At 66.2% G+C, this 12341-nt stretch carries 12 protein-coding genes and 1 tRNA gene; 2 read left to right on the top strand and 11 right to left on the bottom strand.

Going from position 1 to position 12341, the window contains the following annotated elements:
• Nucleotides 1-5 precede the first annotated feature (5 nt).
• The 8 genes from BLU22_RS02180 to BLU22_RS02145 form a co-directional block, all read right to left on the bottom strand.
• Nucleotides 6-446 (bottom strand): type IV pilin protein, encoded by a 441-nt coding sequence (locus BLU22_RS02180; RefSeq protein WP_090211776.1) that lies wholly within the window; start codon nucleotides 444-446, stop codon nucleotides 6-8.
• A complete protein-coding gene (locus BLU22_RS02175) occupies nucleotides 443-745 on the bottom strand; it encodes a PilY2 family type 4a fimbrial biogenesis protein (RefSeq protein WP_090211774.1) in 303 nt (100 codons plus the stop codon). Before BLU22_RS02175 ends, BLU22_RS02180 begins: the two co-directional genes overlap by 4 nt.
• Complete coding sequence (locus tag BLU22_RS02170; RefSeq protein ID WP_090211773.1) at nucleotides 742-4293, bottom strand: pilus assembly protein; 3552 nt, start codon at nucleotides 4291-4293, stop codon at nucleotides 742-744. The genes BLU22_RS02175 and BLU22_RS02170 overlap by 4 nt, the downstream gene beginning before the upstream one ends.
• Before the next feature lie 10 nt (nucleotides 4294-4303).
• Nucleotides 4304-4969, bottom strand: coding sequence for a pilus assembly PilX family protein (locus BLU22_RS02165; protein ID WP_090211771.1), 666 nt, complete (start codon nucleotides 4967-4969; stop codon nucleotides 4304-4306).
• A complete protein-coding gene (locus BLU22_RS02160; RefSeq protein WP_090211770.1) occupies nucleotides 4966-5835 on the bottom strand; it encodes a prepilin-type N-terminal cleavage/methylation domain-containing protein in 870 nt (289 codons plus the stop codon). The genes BLU22_RS02165 and BLU22_RS02160 overlap by 4 nt, the downstream gene beginning before the upstream one ends.
• Nucleotides 5832-6392 carry a type IV pilus modification protein PilV gene (gene pilV / locus BLU22_RS02155; RefSeq protein WP_231975256.1) on the bottom strand — a complete coding sequence of 187 codons (561 nt, stop codon included), beginning with the start codon at nucleotides 6390-6392 and terminating at the stop codon, nucleotides 5832-5834. The genes BLU22_RS02160 and pilV overlap by 4 nt, the downstream gene beginning before the upstream one ends.
• Before the next feature lie 2 nt (nucleotides 6393-6394).
• On the bottom strand, nucleotides 6395-6958 hold the full coding sequence (locus BLU22_RS02150) for a GspH/FimT family pseudopilin (protein ID WP_090216189.1): 564 nt from the start codon (nucleotides 6956-6958) through the stop codon (nucleotides 6395-6397).
• 126 nt (nucleotides 6959-7084) lie between these two features.
• Nucleotides 7085-7594, bottom strand: a complete 510-nt coding sequence (locus BLU22_RS02145; RefSeq protein ID WP_090216186.1) for a GspH/FimT family pseudopilin — start codon at nucleotides 7592-7594, stop codon at nucleotides 7085-7087.
• 143 nt (nucleotides 7595-7737) lie between these two features.
• Here BLU22_RS02145 and thiO point away from each other — a divergent pair, with 143 nt between their 5' ends.
• Nucleotides 7738-8850 (top strand): glycine oxidase ThiO, encoded by a 1113-nt coding sequence (gene thiO / locus BLU22_RS02140; protein ID WP_394327543.1) that lies wholly within the window; start codon nucleotides 7738-7740, stop codon nucleotides 8848-8850.
• A gap of 25 nt (nucleotides 8851-8875) precedes the next feature.
• Nucleotides 8876-8951: transfer RNA gene (locus BLU22_RS02135), tRNA-Thr, on the top strand.
• Between the two features lie 210 nt (nucleotides 8952-9161).
• On the opposite strand, the gene BLU22_RS02130 is transcribed toward BLU22_RS02135, so the two are convergent.
• From BLU22_RS02130 to BLU22_RS02120, 3 genes are all read right to left on the bottom strand, one after another.
• Nucleotides 9162-10421 carry an OprO/OprP family phosphate-selective porin gene (locus BLU22_RS02130; RefSeq protein ID WP_394327542.1) on the bottom strand — a complete coding sequence of 420 codons (1260 nt, stop codon included), beginning with the start codon at nucleotides 10419-10421 and terminating at the stop codon, nucleotides 9162-9164.
• Between the two features lie 286 nt (nucleotides 10422-10707).
• Nucleotides 10708-11262: a peptidylprolyl isomerase gene (locus tag BLU22_RS02125; RefSeq protein WP_090211765.1), complete on the bottom strand. Its 555-nt coding sequence runs from the start codon at nucleotides 11260-11262 to the stop codon at nucleotides 10708-10710.
• A 53-nt stretch (nucleotides 11263-11315) separates the two neighbouring features.
• Entirely contained in the window at nucleotides 11316-12206 is an 891-nt protein-coding gene (locus BLU22_RS02120) for a LysR family transcriptional regulator (RefSeq protein ID WP_090211763.1), read from the bottom strand.
• Between the last annotated feature and the right edge of the window lie 135 nt (nucleotides 12207-12341).

Genomic DNA, 12341 nt, shown 5'->3' with positions numbered 1-12341 from the left:
GGCGGCTATTTCCAGCAGCCGAGCACCAGGGTTTTGTCGGCATCGCTGCCGGCACTGGTCTTGCCCTTGGCGCCCTTGGTGCCGAGGGCGTTCAGGGTCAGGTTGCCGCAGCGCTCGTCGCTGAAGGCCGGCGTCGCGGTCAGGGTATAGCCACCGTCGCCACTGCTCGCGGCCAGGCCGATGCTGTAGTGCTGCTGGGACGACTTGTCGGCCACGCCCAGCCTCGACAGCTGGTTGTTTGCGGTCACGTAGCTGTGGTGCTGGGCATAGTGGCGCTCCTGGCGGGCGGCGATGTCCATCAGGAAGGCGCTGCCCTCGCTGCGCTTGCCGCGCAGCACGTACTCCTGGTAGCTGGGGTAGGCGATGGCCGCAAGAATGCCGACGATCGCCACGACGATCATCATCTCGATCAGGGTGAAGCCTCGGCTGGCGGATGGCGTCTTCATGGTTGCGGCTCCGCTTGGGTCGGATACAGGTACAGGGATTCGATGAGCGGGTACGGGCGTTGCTGGACGCCGCTGAAGCCGATCAGTCGCCCGCTCTGCAGGCGGGAGATGGCCGGCAGGCCATCGAGCTGGATCTGGGCGGGCAAGCGGTAGGTGCGTCCGTCGACCGTGACCAGTTGCTGGCGTGGATCGAGGGCCTCGATCAGGCCGACTTCCTCGAAGCTGTCGACGGCCTGTACGCCGGTGCCCGCCAGGGCGCTGCCTGCTGCGAGCAGCAGGACGGCCAGTGGTTTTCTCATTGCTCCTCCTCGACGATCCGCCAGCTCTGGCGGCCGATGCTGCTGGGGTCGGGTGCCACGCTCTCGCAGTCCAGGCCGGTGCACAGCACATAGTCGCCGTCGGGCTCCTGACCCAGGGTCAGGCCGCCTTCGCCGTCCTGCTGGACCGCGGAGATGACCTTGTCCGGGTCGGCGCTGCTGCGGTGCTCGTTGAACGCGTGGTGGCGGGTGCGGCCGCCGGTCTGCGGGTTGATGGCGTAGGTCCAGTTCTCGACGCCGGGCGAGCAGGGATCGCTGTTGGGCACCAGGCTCTGGAAGAACAGGGTCTGGCCGAAGACCTGCATTCGCTCGATCGTCATCTCGCCCTCCAGGGGCAGATCGAAGTACCAACCGTACTTGCCGGTGCCCCAGGTCGTGCTGCCGGCTGCCGGCGGCGTGGCCCAGGTGACGGGGGTGTCGGTGAGCAGGCGGGCGGGCTTGCCGGAGAGCGTGGCTTCCCGATCGGCGTTCATCGTCTGCGCCTGCAGACCGCTGCGGGTCAGTGCGTCCGGCTGCAGGCTGTCGTTGGGGCTGGTGCTGTCGGTCTTGATGTCCCAGATGCCGTAGATGCTCTGCGGCAGCGCAACGTCGCCGTTGCGCTGGCCCCACTTGTCGCCTTCCTCGAAGTACTTGCCGGTGCCGACCACCACCAGGTAACCGAGTCCGGTCGGATGGCGGATCAGTGCCGGCGGCGCGGTGATTGGCTGGCGCACGCCGTTGTGCTCGGCGCGGAACAGCGGGGCGCCGCCATAGGACACCTTGAAGCTGCGCACCACGCCGTCGCCTTCGTTGGCGCGGGAGAAGGGGGCCTCGGCCGGGTTGTTGGCCGGGCTGAGGTTGAAGCGCCACAGGTTGCCCTGCAGGTCGCCGGCATAGGCGTAGTCGGCGACGCCGTCGCTGTTGATGTCGGCCAGGGTCGGGGTCGACAGGCCGTTGGCGATGCCCTCCTCGCCGCTGACTTCGAGGCTCTTGGTCAGCTCGCCGCTGGCCAGGTCGATGATCAGCAGGGCAGCCTTGCCGTTGGTGTGGTTTTCGCCGTGATAGCCGTTGCCGACCACCACGGCCCACTTGCCGTGATGCAGGCGGGCCACGGTCGGCTGGGCAAAGCTGTAGCCGAGGCGTGCGGTGTAGTCGTTGGGCAGTTGTTCGGCGCCGAACTCCCAGAGCAGGCGGATGTCGGCGGGATCGGTGACGTCCAGGGCGAAGAGGCCCTTGCCGCCGGCGCGCAGGGTGCCGATCAGGACGGTGCGCCACTGGCCGTCGAGGTAGGCGTCGGCGATCACCGGCGAGCCGTCCACGTAGAACTGGTGCGCGGCGCCCTGGTAGCTCTTGCCGGTCAACTTGTGCAGGCGGGGGAAGACCGCACTGGGCACGAAGGCGAAGGTTTCGTCGCCGCTCTCGGCGTCGAAGACGTGCAGCATGCCGTCGTTGGCGCCGACGTAGATGTGCGGCCGGCGCGTTCTGTGGGTATTGGCGAACGCCAGGTAGTTGCTGTCGTTTTCCAGGCGTTCGGCCTGGCTGGGCAGATAGCGTGCACCGCGGACCACTGCTGGTCTGGAGCCGATCATGTCGCCCAGCAGGCTGCGCCGTTCGCGGAACAGGGTGCCCTCCCGGCTGCGGTCGCCGTGCAGGAAGCCGAGGCGATCCTGAGCCAGGGTGGCGTTCAGCGGCTCGAGGATGTCGCCGTCATCGGGGTTCTGGCGCAGGTAGTAGGCCAGGGTGCCGACTGTGCCGGCGTCTCCGGCGTTGCTCCAGCTGAAGCGCTGCAGGCCGCTGGCGTGGTTGCCGCCGGCGATCATGATCTGGCGAGCCGACCAGCTGCCGGCGCGGGTGTCCAGGCGGTCCCGCGCGCTCCAGCCATCGGTGCTGGCAACACTGAACTGCCCGGTGGCGGCGTTCCAGGTACGGGTCTTGGTGGCGCTCTTGAGATCGCCCGACCAACTGTCCCGGCTGGAGTAGGAGGTCTGGTAGCTGTAGCTGGTCAACTGGTCGCCGGCTTCTTCGAGGATGCCCGAGTTGATCGCCGGGCTGGCCGCCGAGGTGGTGCGGTCGGCGATCCGGCTGAGGATCTTGGCGAAGGCCTCGACTAGGGCGTCGGGGGAGTCGGTACTGAAGAACTCGCCGCGCGAGTTGATTGCGGCGTGCCAGAGGTCGTAGACGTTGTTCTGGTCGTTGGGGCCGACCTCCGGCCAGCGCTTGCCGTTGCTGCCCATGGCCATCAGCTCGGCGACGTTACCGAAAGTGCTGCCGGTCCAGGTGGGTGCGGTGGCGTTGGTCAGCGAGCGCGACAGACCGAGGCCGACGATGAAGTTGACCATGTGCTGCCATTCGGCCGGGTTGTTGCGCGGGTCGTTGTAGGTGGCCTGATCGTTGGCACCGACGAAAGGAATGTACTTCCTGATGTTGTTCTGCAACTTGGTGTTGAGGTCGGTCTTCCAGTAGTAATAGGCGACGTCGGCCAGGGTGTTGGAGTAGGCGTCCTTGTAGGGATAGGGGAGGGCGGAGTCGCTGTTGCCGGGACTGTCCTTGTCGGTACGGGAGTTCCACACGCCGTCGGTCATCATGATGTGATAGCTGGCCTGGCAGGACGAGGAACTGCCGTCGGCGCTCACGTAGGTCGACTCTTTCTGGAGGAGCTTCCCGGCGCGGTGCATCGCCGCGTGCAGGGGGGTCGCGCCCGTTTCCTCGAAGTTGGCCAGCCACTTGAAGAAGTTTTCCCGGTGGGCGCCGGAGAATTCGTCGATCTTGTTGTTGAAACACAGGCCGCCCTGGTTGCTGCCAATGAAGCATTCGCTCAATGCGCCCCAGGTGATGCGCACGTTCTCCGGCAGCTTGTAGAAGGCCAGGTTCGCCGCAGTGCGGGTGGCCAGACTGCGGTTGCGATAGAAGGAGAACCAGATGGCGAAGTTGGTCCGCTCCGAGTCCTTGACCTTCTGGTAGGTGTAGCAACTGTCTTTGCCACTGGTATTGGGCGGCGGCGGGCACGTGCTGCTGACGTTGTAGTTGAAGTAGTAGGCATGGCTGACGCCGTCTTTGCAGCTGTTCTTTGGCATGCCGGAGGGGCAGGTGCTGACGAAGCTTTTCGCGTTATAGGCGCCAGTGTCCCACTGGACTTTGTACTCCGTGCTCAGATCGAACTCGGCCCACGAGGTTTTCAGGTCGAAGCCGTTCCAAAAGGCCTTGGTGAACGAGGGCGTCGGGTAGTCGGTCACGATGATGTTGCCGTTGGAGAAGCTGACTTGCTTGGGCACCTCGTAGGTGACGTCCGGGTTGTAGTACATCGCGTTGAAGGCGTTGGAACGGCCGGCGGGTCTGGTCTTGTAGTCTTCGATCGCATCCGGTGCGTAGGCCCAGATCATGCTGCCCGAGTCGTCGAGGGTGACCAGCAGGTTGGGCGAGACGCCCTCGGTAAGCGACAGGGGTTGCTGGGAGATGGCGGCGTGTGCGGGCAGGGCGAGGCCGATGGCGATGCAGCTGCCGAGTACGCTGCAGGTAGCGGTCGAGCGTTTGCCGAAGGAGTTCCGTTCCATGCGGTGAGCCTCAGTTGTTCAGGCCGATGTAGATGTTGGAGATCGTCGACTGCAGGGTCGCCCGATAGCTGTCCTCCGAGCTCTCGTCCAGGCTGGAGGTGGCGTTGATCAGGTACAGATAGGTGCCCTTGCCTTCCAGCTCCTGGCCGTATTCGACGTTCAGCGAGCGGATCAGGGTGGTATTCCAGTACGCCGGGTACAGGCCCTGGCTCGGCTCGGCGGCGCTCAGCCCCCGGTAGGGCATCCAGAGCAGGTCCGCGTCGTTGGCGGCGCTCTGCGAGTAGAGGGGCTTGCCTTTGCTGGCGTCCTTGTTCTTGAGCGCCAGCAGCGGCGTCTTGTGCAGGCTGGCCAGCTCGCTTTCGGCAAAGTTCAGCAGACACGGCAGGTTGATACCGTTGCTCTTGAGCTGGTTGGTCTTGCGGCAGTTGCGGGCGGTGGGTTCGAGCTTTTCGAGCAGCTCCTGCTTGCCGCCGGCGCCGTAGAAGCGGAACTCGGCTTCGCGCAGCGCCGAGTCGGCGGAGTTCTGCAGGTCGTTGAGGAGGGCGCGGTTGCCGGTCATCTTCGCCTCCATGGAGGCTTCCCGCAGGCTGCTCAGGGCCAGGGTGGTGATGACCAGCAGCATGAGCAGCGCAATCAGCAGGCTGACGCCGCGCTGGCGATGGGGCGAGGCGTTCATGGCATCAGGTTCCTCAGGATCAGGTTGCCGCCGATGGCGTGATAGAGGCGGCGCTGGTCGTGGCTTTGCAGGCGGGTGCGGGTGGCGCTGTCGGCACTGTCCAGCCACTCCGCCAGTGCCTTGGGAGCGGTGCTGTCGTCGCGGCGGTTCGCCTCGCTGGCCAGCAGCATGCGGTAGCGGACAGCGCGGATCGGCCCATCGGTACTGTCACCTTTCCAGTCTGCGGCGCTAACGAACGGCGATACCTTGAGTTTTTTCTCGTCGCGTACCCCCGGTGTGCCGAGGCCGAGCTCCAGTCGAAAGTCTGCGACGCCGCCGAGCAGTTCGGTGGGGCTGGCGCCGCCGGCGGCCTGGCAGCTGAGCGCGCCGGTGTGCAGCTCGCTCGTCGGGTTCGCTGCGCGGTAGCGGATGACCAGGGTGATCAGGCTGCTGCTGGGCGGTGCGCTGAAGGCGCTGCTGTCGTCGAAGGCGGCGCTGGCGTTGCCCTGGCAGTCGGGCTCCGTGCTGTACAGGGGCTGATAGCGGATGCACAGACCCAAGCCGTCGCTGGTCGGGACGATGGCGCTTCCCTTGGCAAAGGCCATGCAGCCGTTTGGCGTGGCGGCGGGGAAGGCGTCGTCCATCGCCTGCTCCGGGGCTCGGCGATAGCCCGCCTTGTTCAGGTAGCTGTCCAGCAGCAGGCTGGCAAAGCGCGCGTTCTCCAGGTTGCCGGCCTGACCCTGCTGGAACAGGTAGTTGCGCTTGTTGTCGAGGTAGATCTGGGTGATGCCGATGATCAACAGGCTGCTGATCAGCAGTGCGATCAGCAGCTCGACCAGGGACAGGCCGCGCTGCTTTCCGGCGGCGATCAGGCGGGCTCCGCTCATAGATCGATCCTTGTTCTGTAGGTGCAGTAGTCGAGCCCTGCTCCGCAGGTGCCTTCCTTGGCCGCCCAGGCCAGCTGGATTTCTACGGTGCTGCCGAGGTTGTCGCAGCTGCTCGCGGGGTCCGACTTGCGGCAGACATGCATCTGGTCCAGGTGCTCGGCGGCTCCGGGGAGCTGGGCGAATACCCGGGTCGCCCAGCAGTCGCGCTGCTCTTGGGCGGTCTGCGGTGCCGCGCAGGCGTCTGCCGTGCTGTCTGCCGCGGGCAGGGCGGGAGAAAAGCTGCCGCTCTCCTCCTTGAAGAACAGGCTTTCGCTTTTGAAACCACTGAGCAAAGGCGGCTCGGCTTGCTCGACGATCTCGCCCGGATTGGCGCGGATGATCGCCGCCAGATCGTTGCTCAGCTCGATCGCCGCATTGCGGTGGATCGAGTCCTGGGTATAGATCACGCCGTTGGCCTGCAGGGCGACCATGCCGAGGATGCCGAGGGTGGTCAGCAGCAGGGTGACCAGTACCTCGATCAGGCTGAAGCCCGCGTTCGGGCGCAGGAGTTGGGTCATGGCTAAGGCTCCGAGCAGCTTGTCAGGTCTTCGTCGTTGCCGTGCCCTTTCTTGCCGGGCGGATAGAGGGTCGGCGAGCCGCTCGGCTGGATGCGGATCAGTCGGCCGCTGGCCGGATCGTCGTCGCGACAGAGCGTCAGCAGTACCGTGCTGCCGACGCTGCCGTTGGCCCGGTACTGCAGCGCGTGATACTGCGCGTGGCTGCCCGAGAGTTTCGGCAGCGACCGGCCCTGGGCATCGAAGAGGCGCACGTCGATGTCTTCGTCGGCAAGACCGAGGCGACCTGCCAGGGTATTCGGGGTGGCGGCGGCAGCCAGCTCCAGGGCCGAGTCGAGCAACCCGGCGCTTTCCTGCCAGCGCACCTGGTAGGTGCGCCGCTCGTTGACCGCCTGGGCGCGCGCCTGCAGCAGGAAGGCGAACAGCTCGTCGCTGCTCGCCTGCATGCGGGTGCTCCGGATGGTCTGGGTGAAGGCGGGGACGGCCGTGCTGATGGCGATCGCCAGTACGGCGATGGCGACCATCAGCTCGATCAGGGTGAACCCGCGGGTGTACTGCCGTTGTGTCATGGTCCGCTGCTACTCTCGTCGTTTGCTGCGCCGGCCGGCATCCGGGAGGCGGCCCTGCGGGGCGCGGTGCAGCTGAAGGGTAGGGAACTGCGCCGGGTGCCGGCATGACGCGCTGCACAGCCTGAGTCATTGACCCCGGCAGCGTGCGACCTCGGCGAGGTTCTCGCTCGTGCTGCCGACGCGCAGGCGCCCCTGGCGGTTGAGGATCAGCAGCCAGCCGACCTCCTGACGATGGCATTGCAGAAAGCGGCCGTTGCTCTGCGGGCTGGTGCCGCTGGGCATGAACTGGATGCTGGCGGAGAAGCCGCTCCACTGGAATGTCGGGTCGGCCTTTTGCTGGTGCGCGAGCAACAGGCGCTGGCTGCGACGCTCGCGGGCGATCCAGCCCTGGCTCCAGCTTGCCTGGCAGGTTTTTCCGTCGGCCGAGCCGCACACCTCGACGCGCAGGCGTCGCGTCAGCGCGTGGCTGCGGGCATGGTGCAGATCGCCCTGCAGCTGATGCAGGCGCGCGGTCTGCCGGTTGCGCGCCAGCAACTCGTCCAGCGCTGGCAGGCCCAGGGTCAGGGCGACGGCCAGGATGGCCAGCGCGACCATCAGCTCGATCAGCGTGACGCCTTTTGCGCGTATCGCGTTCATGTTGTCCTCTCCCTGCCTTTATCATGGCGTGCCGTCCGTGGTTCCTCTTTGCATAGCCTCCGCCTGCTGTCGTGCAAGTGGATTGTCCGAAGCTGCGAACCAGGGCCGCATGAACCGTGAACGCAGACTGGATTGGGGAGAAAATCGAGGTGGATGAAGCGACGATCATTGTCGGCGGCGGAGCCATCGGGCTGTTGTCGGCCTATCGGCTGGCCTGTGCCGGCGAGGCTGTGGTGGTGCTCGACCGTGGCGAGTGCGGGCGCGAGTCCTCCTGGGCCGGCGGCGGCATCGTCTCGCCGCTGTACCCCTGGCGCTATAGCCCGGCGGTGACGGCGCTGGCGCACTGGTCGCAGGATTTCTACCCCCAACTGGGCGAACGCCTGCGGGCCGAGAGCGGGATCGACCCGGAGGTGCATGTCACCGGTCTGTACTGGCTGGATCTGGAAGACGAGGCGCAGGCCCTGGCCTGGGCGGCCGAGCAGGCCAGGCCGCTGCAGCAGGTGCCGATTGCCGAGGTCGAGCAGGCCCTGCCGGTGCTGGCACCCGGCTACCGCCAGGCCCTGCACATGCCGGGGGTGGCCAACGTGCGCAATCCGCGCCTGGTGCGCGCCCTGCGCACGGCCCTGCAGTGCATGCCCGGCGTTGAGATCCGCGAGCACTGTGCCGTCGAAGGTTTCCTGCGCGAGGGAGCTCGTGTGGTCGGCGTGCGGACGGCGCAGGGCGCGCTGCGCGGGCGCCGGGTGGTGGTCGCGGCGGGCGCCTGGAGCGGTGAGCTGCTCAAGAGCCTCGGGCTCGCCCTGCCGGTGGAGCCGGTGAAGGGGCAGATGATCCTGTTCAAATGCGCCGCAGACTTCCTGCCGGCGATGGTGCTCGCCAATGGCCGCTACGCCATTCCGCGCCGCGACGGGCACGTGCTGGTCGGCAGCACGCTGGAGTACGCCGGCTTCGACAAGACGCCCAGCGGCGTAGCCCTGGCCAGCCTGCATGCTTCGGCCGCGGCGCTGTTGCCGGCACTGGCCGAGGCCGAGGTGGTCGCGCACTGGGCGGGATTGCGCCCCGGCTCGCCGGACGGTATCCCCGCCATCGGCCCGGTGCCGGAGCATGACGGGCTGTGGCTGAACTGCGGACATTTCCGCAACGGGCTGGTGCTGGCGCCGGCTTCCTGCCAGCTCCTCTGCGACCTGCTGCTGGGACAGACGCCGATCGTCGATCCTGCGCCCTACGCGCCTGCCTTGCACCTGCTCGGCCAGCAGTGATAGCCTCTGCGCCGTTTCATGATGTGCCGGTGTAGCTCAGTCGGTAGAGCGGCGCATTCGTAATGCGAAGGTCGCAGGTTCGACTCCTGTCTCCGGCACCACTTCAAGTGTTTCAGGCTGCGTCAGGCCGCCGCACGAACACCCCCGACGAACCCCGCCCCGTGCGGGGTTCGTCGTTTGTGGGGCAAGCTCCCCGGTTCTGGCAGCGCCCAAATGCGACACCCGGCGAGCGCAGGGCGTTCGCCGGGTGTCGAGGCGGCAGCGCCACGCCGGGGCGTGAAGCTGCAGCGGAGCCGCGTCCGGGGACGGGATCAGAAGGCGTACTGGGCGCGGAACACGATACCGTCGCCGTCTTCGTCGTTGGCGCCGTTAGGGGCGTTGTCAGCCTTGGCCTTGACATAGGCACCGCTCAGCTTGACGTTCTCGTTGGCATACCAGTTGACGCCGATATTGTGAACCTTGCCGTCGATGTCGCCGATAGGGCCAAAGTTCTTGCCGGCCTTGCCGTCGTCGTTCTTGAAGGCCACATAGTTGTTGTCGTCTTCGACGCTGAGGTGATCGTAGCGATAGAAGACTTCCCAGGCGCCGGTCTGCTTGTTAGCAGGCTTGATGCTGTCGAACTTGCCTAGCTTGTAGCCGCGTGCTTCGCCGGTCAGGGTGTAGGCAACTTGTGCGTAGTAGCCGTTTGCCTTGACATCGCTGTAGGCGCCGTCGTCGGATTGCAACTTGCGCTGCAGGTACTCGCCCTGTACCGAAAGCGGGCCCATGGCCCAGGCTGCTTCCAGACCCCAGGCACGATCATTGCCGAAAGTGCCTGCAGCAGTAGCTTCGGCGCCGCCCAGATGCGGGCGGTTGCCGTTGTCGCCGGCATCGTTGCCACCTTTGGTGCTTACGCCGCGCATGCCCAAGCGGCTGCGGATGCGGCTGTCGAATTCGGTGTCCGACATGTCGCGCTGGGCGAAGTTGAGGCCCAGGTGCAGGACGTTGCCGGCCTCGGCCATCGGGGCGAACACGCCGCGCAGGTTGAACTGCTTGACGCTCTGGCCGTCCTGGTCATTTTCGTCCTTGGCGCTCAGGCTGGCCGAGCCGTAGAACATGTCGGCGGCGGTGCCGGCGACCTGGATGCCCATGCCGTTCTGGTGGCCGTTGGCCCAGTCGACCAGGTCGTAGGCGGCGTTGCGCTCCTGGGCGGTCACCCACTTGGAGCTGGTGGCCTTCTCCAGGCCGAAGTCGGGGTCGAAGCGGCCGAGCTTGATGGTGACCGGCTTGAAACCGGTGTAGGCGATGGAGGCTTCGTCGAAGTAGCCGTCTTCGGAGCTACCGGCGTTGTGCGAGAAGTCGTAGCTGATCGCGTAGGCCCAGTCCTTGTAGGCCACGCCGGAAATCTCCAGGAACGCGCGGCGGAAGTAGGCGGCGTCGGCGTTGTTGCCGTCCTTGGTGTAGACACCGTCGAAGTTGCTGTAGTCGGCCTGCAGGCGACCGCCGACCTTGAAGCTGAACTCCTTGTCGGCGGTGGCGACTTCCAGGCCGCTTTTGGTCTTGATGACAAGGTCTGCGCCATCGGTGGTCACGGTGCCGGCGACGGCCTGGGCGGATACGGCCAGGGCAAGGGCGCTGAAGGCAACGCCTGCGAGGTGCTTACGGATCATCGAAGGATTCCCCTAGTTTGGACTTGAGCGTTCAAAAACACGCGGGCGCTGGCCCGCCGGTGCTGGAGGGGAATGTTGGCCGGGGGTTATGTCAGGGGGATAACCGTTATATGAAAATTATATTTCACGGGAACTTTTTGCTCCCTTGGTGAATAACTCTGCCTGGGCGCCCCGCAACGACCGGGCGGGCGTTGCGGGGCGGAGAGGCTTACAGGCGTTTGGCCGATTCGATCAGCACCGGCTCGACGGGGACGTTCTGGTGCATGCCGCGGTTGCCGGTGCGTACACGGGCGATGCGGTCGACCACGTCCATGCCGCGCACGACCTTGCCGAACACCGCATAGCCGAAGTCGCGGCCGCCATGGTCGAGGAAGGCGTTGTCGGCCAGGTTGATGAAGAACTGGCTGGTGGCGCTGTTGATGTCGCTGGTACGCGCCATGGCCAGGGTGCCGCGCACGTTGTGCAGGCCGTTGTCGGCCTCGTTCTTGATCGGCGCTGCGGTGCTTTTCTGCTGTAGGTCGGCATCGAAGCCGCCGGTCTGCACCATGAAGCCGGGAATGACCCGGTGGAATTGCACGCCGTTGTAGAAGCCCTGGTCCACGTAGGCGAGGAAGTTCTCCACGCTGACCGGCGCCTTCTCGGCGTTCAGTTCGACCTCGACCTCGCCGAGATTGGTGGAGAGCAGTACGCGTGGCGCCTCTGCTGCCAGCAGGGCGGTGGAGAACAGCAGGCCGCAGGCGGCCAGGGTAAGCGTCTTCAGCATGACGGAGGGTTCCTTTGGGTCGTTGGAAGGACGGGCAAGCTGGTGCTGCGCAGTCAGCGGGGGCGCGCATGGCGGCGCAGCAGGTCGCCGAGGATGCGCGTGGCCGGCCCCATGGGGCGATCCTTGTTGGGGTAGAGAAGGTAGCGCACTTCGCGGCGCGCACCACTGGTCATCGGTAGCGCCTTGAGGCTCCCTTCGGCCAGGCGCTGTTCGATCATGTGTTGCGGCAGCCAGGCGAAGCCCAGGCCGCTGGCCACGAAGTTGGCCGCGGTGGCCAGGCTGCCGACGGTCCAGCGCTGCTCGGCGCCGAGCCAGCCGACATCACGCGGCGCACGGCGGCCGGAGTCGCGGATGACGATCTGCAGCTGGCTTTCCAGATCCTGATGGGTCAGCTCGCGTTGCATGCGGTGCAGCGGATGGTCGGGGTGGGCGACGGCGACGAACTCGACGCAGCACAGGTCGCTGCCCAGCTGGCCGGGCAGGATCAGGCCGCTGATCGCCAGGTCGGCTTCGCCGTCGAGCAAGGCCTCCTCGACGCCGGACAGTACTTCCTCGCGCAGCAGCACCCGGCAGCCGCGACTTTGCGGCATGAACGCGGAGAGGGCGGCGATCACCTGGCTGCTCGGATAGGCGGCATCGATCACCAGGCGGACTTCGGCTTCCCAGCCCTGCTCCATATGGTGGGCCAGCTCTTCGAGCTGGCTGGCCTGCTTGACCAGTTGCCGCGAGCGGCGCAACAGCAGATGGCCGGCCTCGGTCAGCACTGCTTTGCGACCGTCGATGCGCAACAGCGGCACGCCGAGCTGTTCCTGCATTCGTGCGACCGTGTAGCTGATCGACGATTGCGAGCGGTGCAGGGCCTCGGCCGCCTGGGCGAAGCCGCCGTGGTCGACCACCGCCTGCAGGGTGCGCCACTGTTCGAGGGTCACGCGCGGGGCTTTCATGCTGTCTCTCCGTGGGCGGGCTGCGTTGCTCGGCGCAAGCGCTGAAGATACATCGAGCGGGGCGATAGTTTGTAGCGGGTTTTTGCGCTTTTTTATCGAAGCCGTGCTGCCTATCCTGCCGCTATCGACAAGCGC

This window comes from Pseudomonas guangdongensis (assembly GCF_900105885.1).
Lineage (GTDB): Bacteria > Pseudomonadota > Gammaproteobacteria > Pseudomonadales > Pseudomonadaceae > Geopseudomonas > Geopseudomonas guangdongensis.
This window is presented reverse-complemented; position numbering and strand designations above follow the sequence as displayed.

Excerpts from the sequence above, each read along its gene's own strand:
- BLU22_RS02150 (WP_090216189.1), bottom strand. The coding sequence starts at position 6,958 with ATGACACAACGGCAGTACACCCGCGGGTTCACCCTGATCGAGCTGATG.
- BLU22_RS02145 (WP_090216186.1), bottom strand. The coding sequence starts at position 7,594 with ATGAACGCGATACGCGCAAAAGGCGTCACGCTGATCGAGCTGATGGTC.
- BLU22_RS02165 (WP_090211771.1), bottom strand. The coding sequence starts at position 4,969 with ATGAACGCCTCGCCCCATCGCCAGCGCGGCGTCAGCCTGCTGATTGCG.
- BLU22_RS02175 (WP_090211774.1), bottom strand. The coding sequence starts at position 745 with ATGAGAAAACCACTGGCCGTCCTGCTGCTCGCAGCAGGCAGCGCCCTG.
- BLU22_RS02160 (WP_090211770.1), bottom strand. The coding sequence starts at position 5,835 with ATGAGCGGAGCCCGCCTGATCGCCGCCGGAAAGCAGCGCGGCCTGTCC.
- BLU22_RS02125 (WP_090211765.1), bottom strand. The coding sequence starts at position 11,262 with ATGCTGAAGACGCTTACCCTGGCCGCCTGCGGCCTGCTGTTCTCCACC.
- BLU22_RS02120 (WP_090211763.1), bottom strand. The coding sequence starts at position 12,206 with ATGAAAGCCCCGCGCGTGACCCTCGAACAGTGGCGCACCCTGCAGGCG.
- BLU22_RS02170 (WP_090211773.1), bottom strand. The coding sequence starts at position 4,293 with ATGGAACGGAACTCCTTCGGCAAACGCTCGACCGCTACCTGCAGCGTA.
- pilV (WP_231975256.1), bottom strand. The coding sequence starts at position 6,392 with ATGACCCAACTCCTGCGCCCGAACGCGGGCTTCAGCCTGATCGAGGTA.
- BLU22_RS02180 (WP_090211776.1), bottom strand. The coding sequence starts at position 446 with ATGAAGACGCCATCCGCCAGCCGAGGCTTCACCCTGATCGAGATGATG.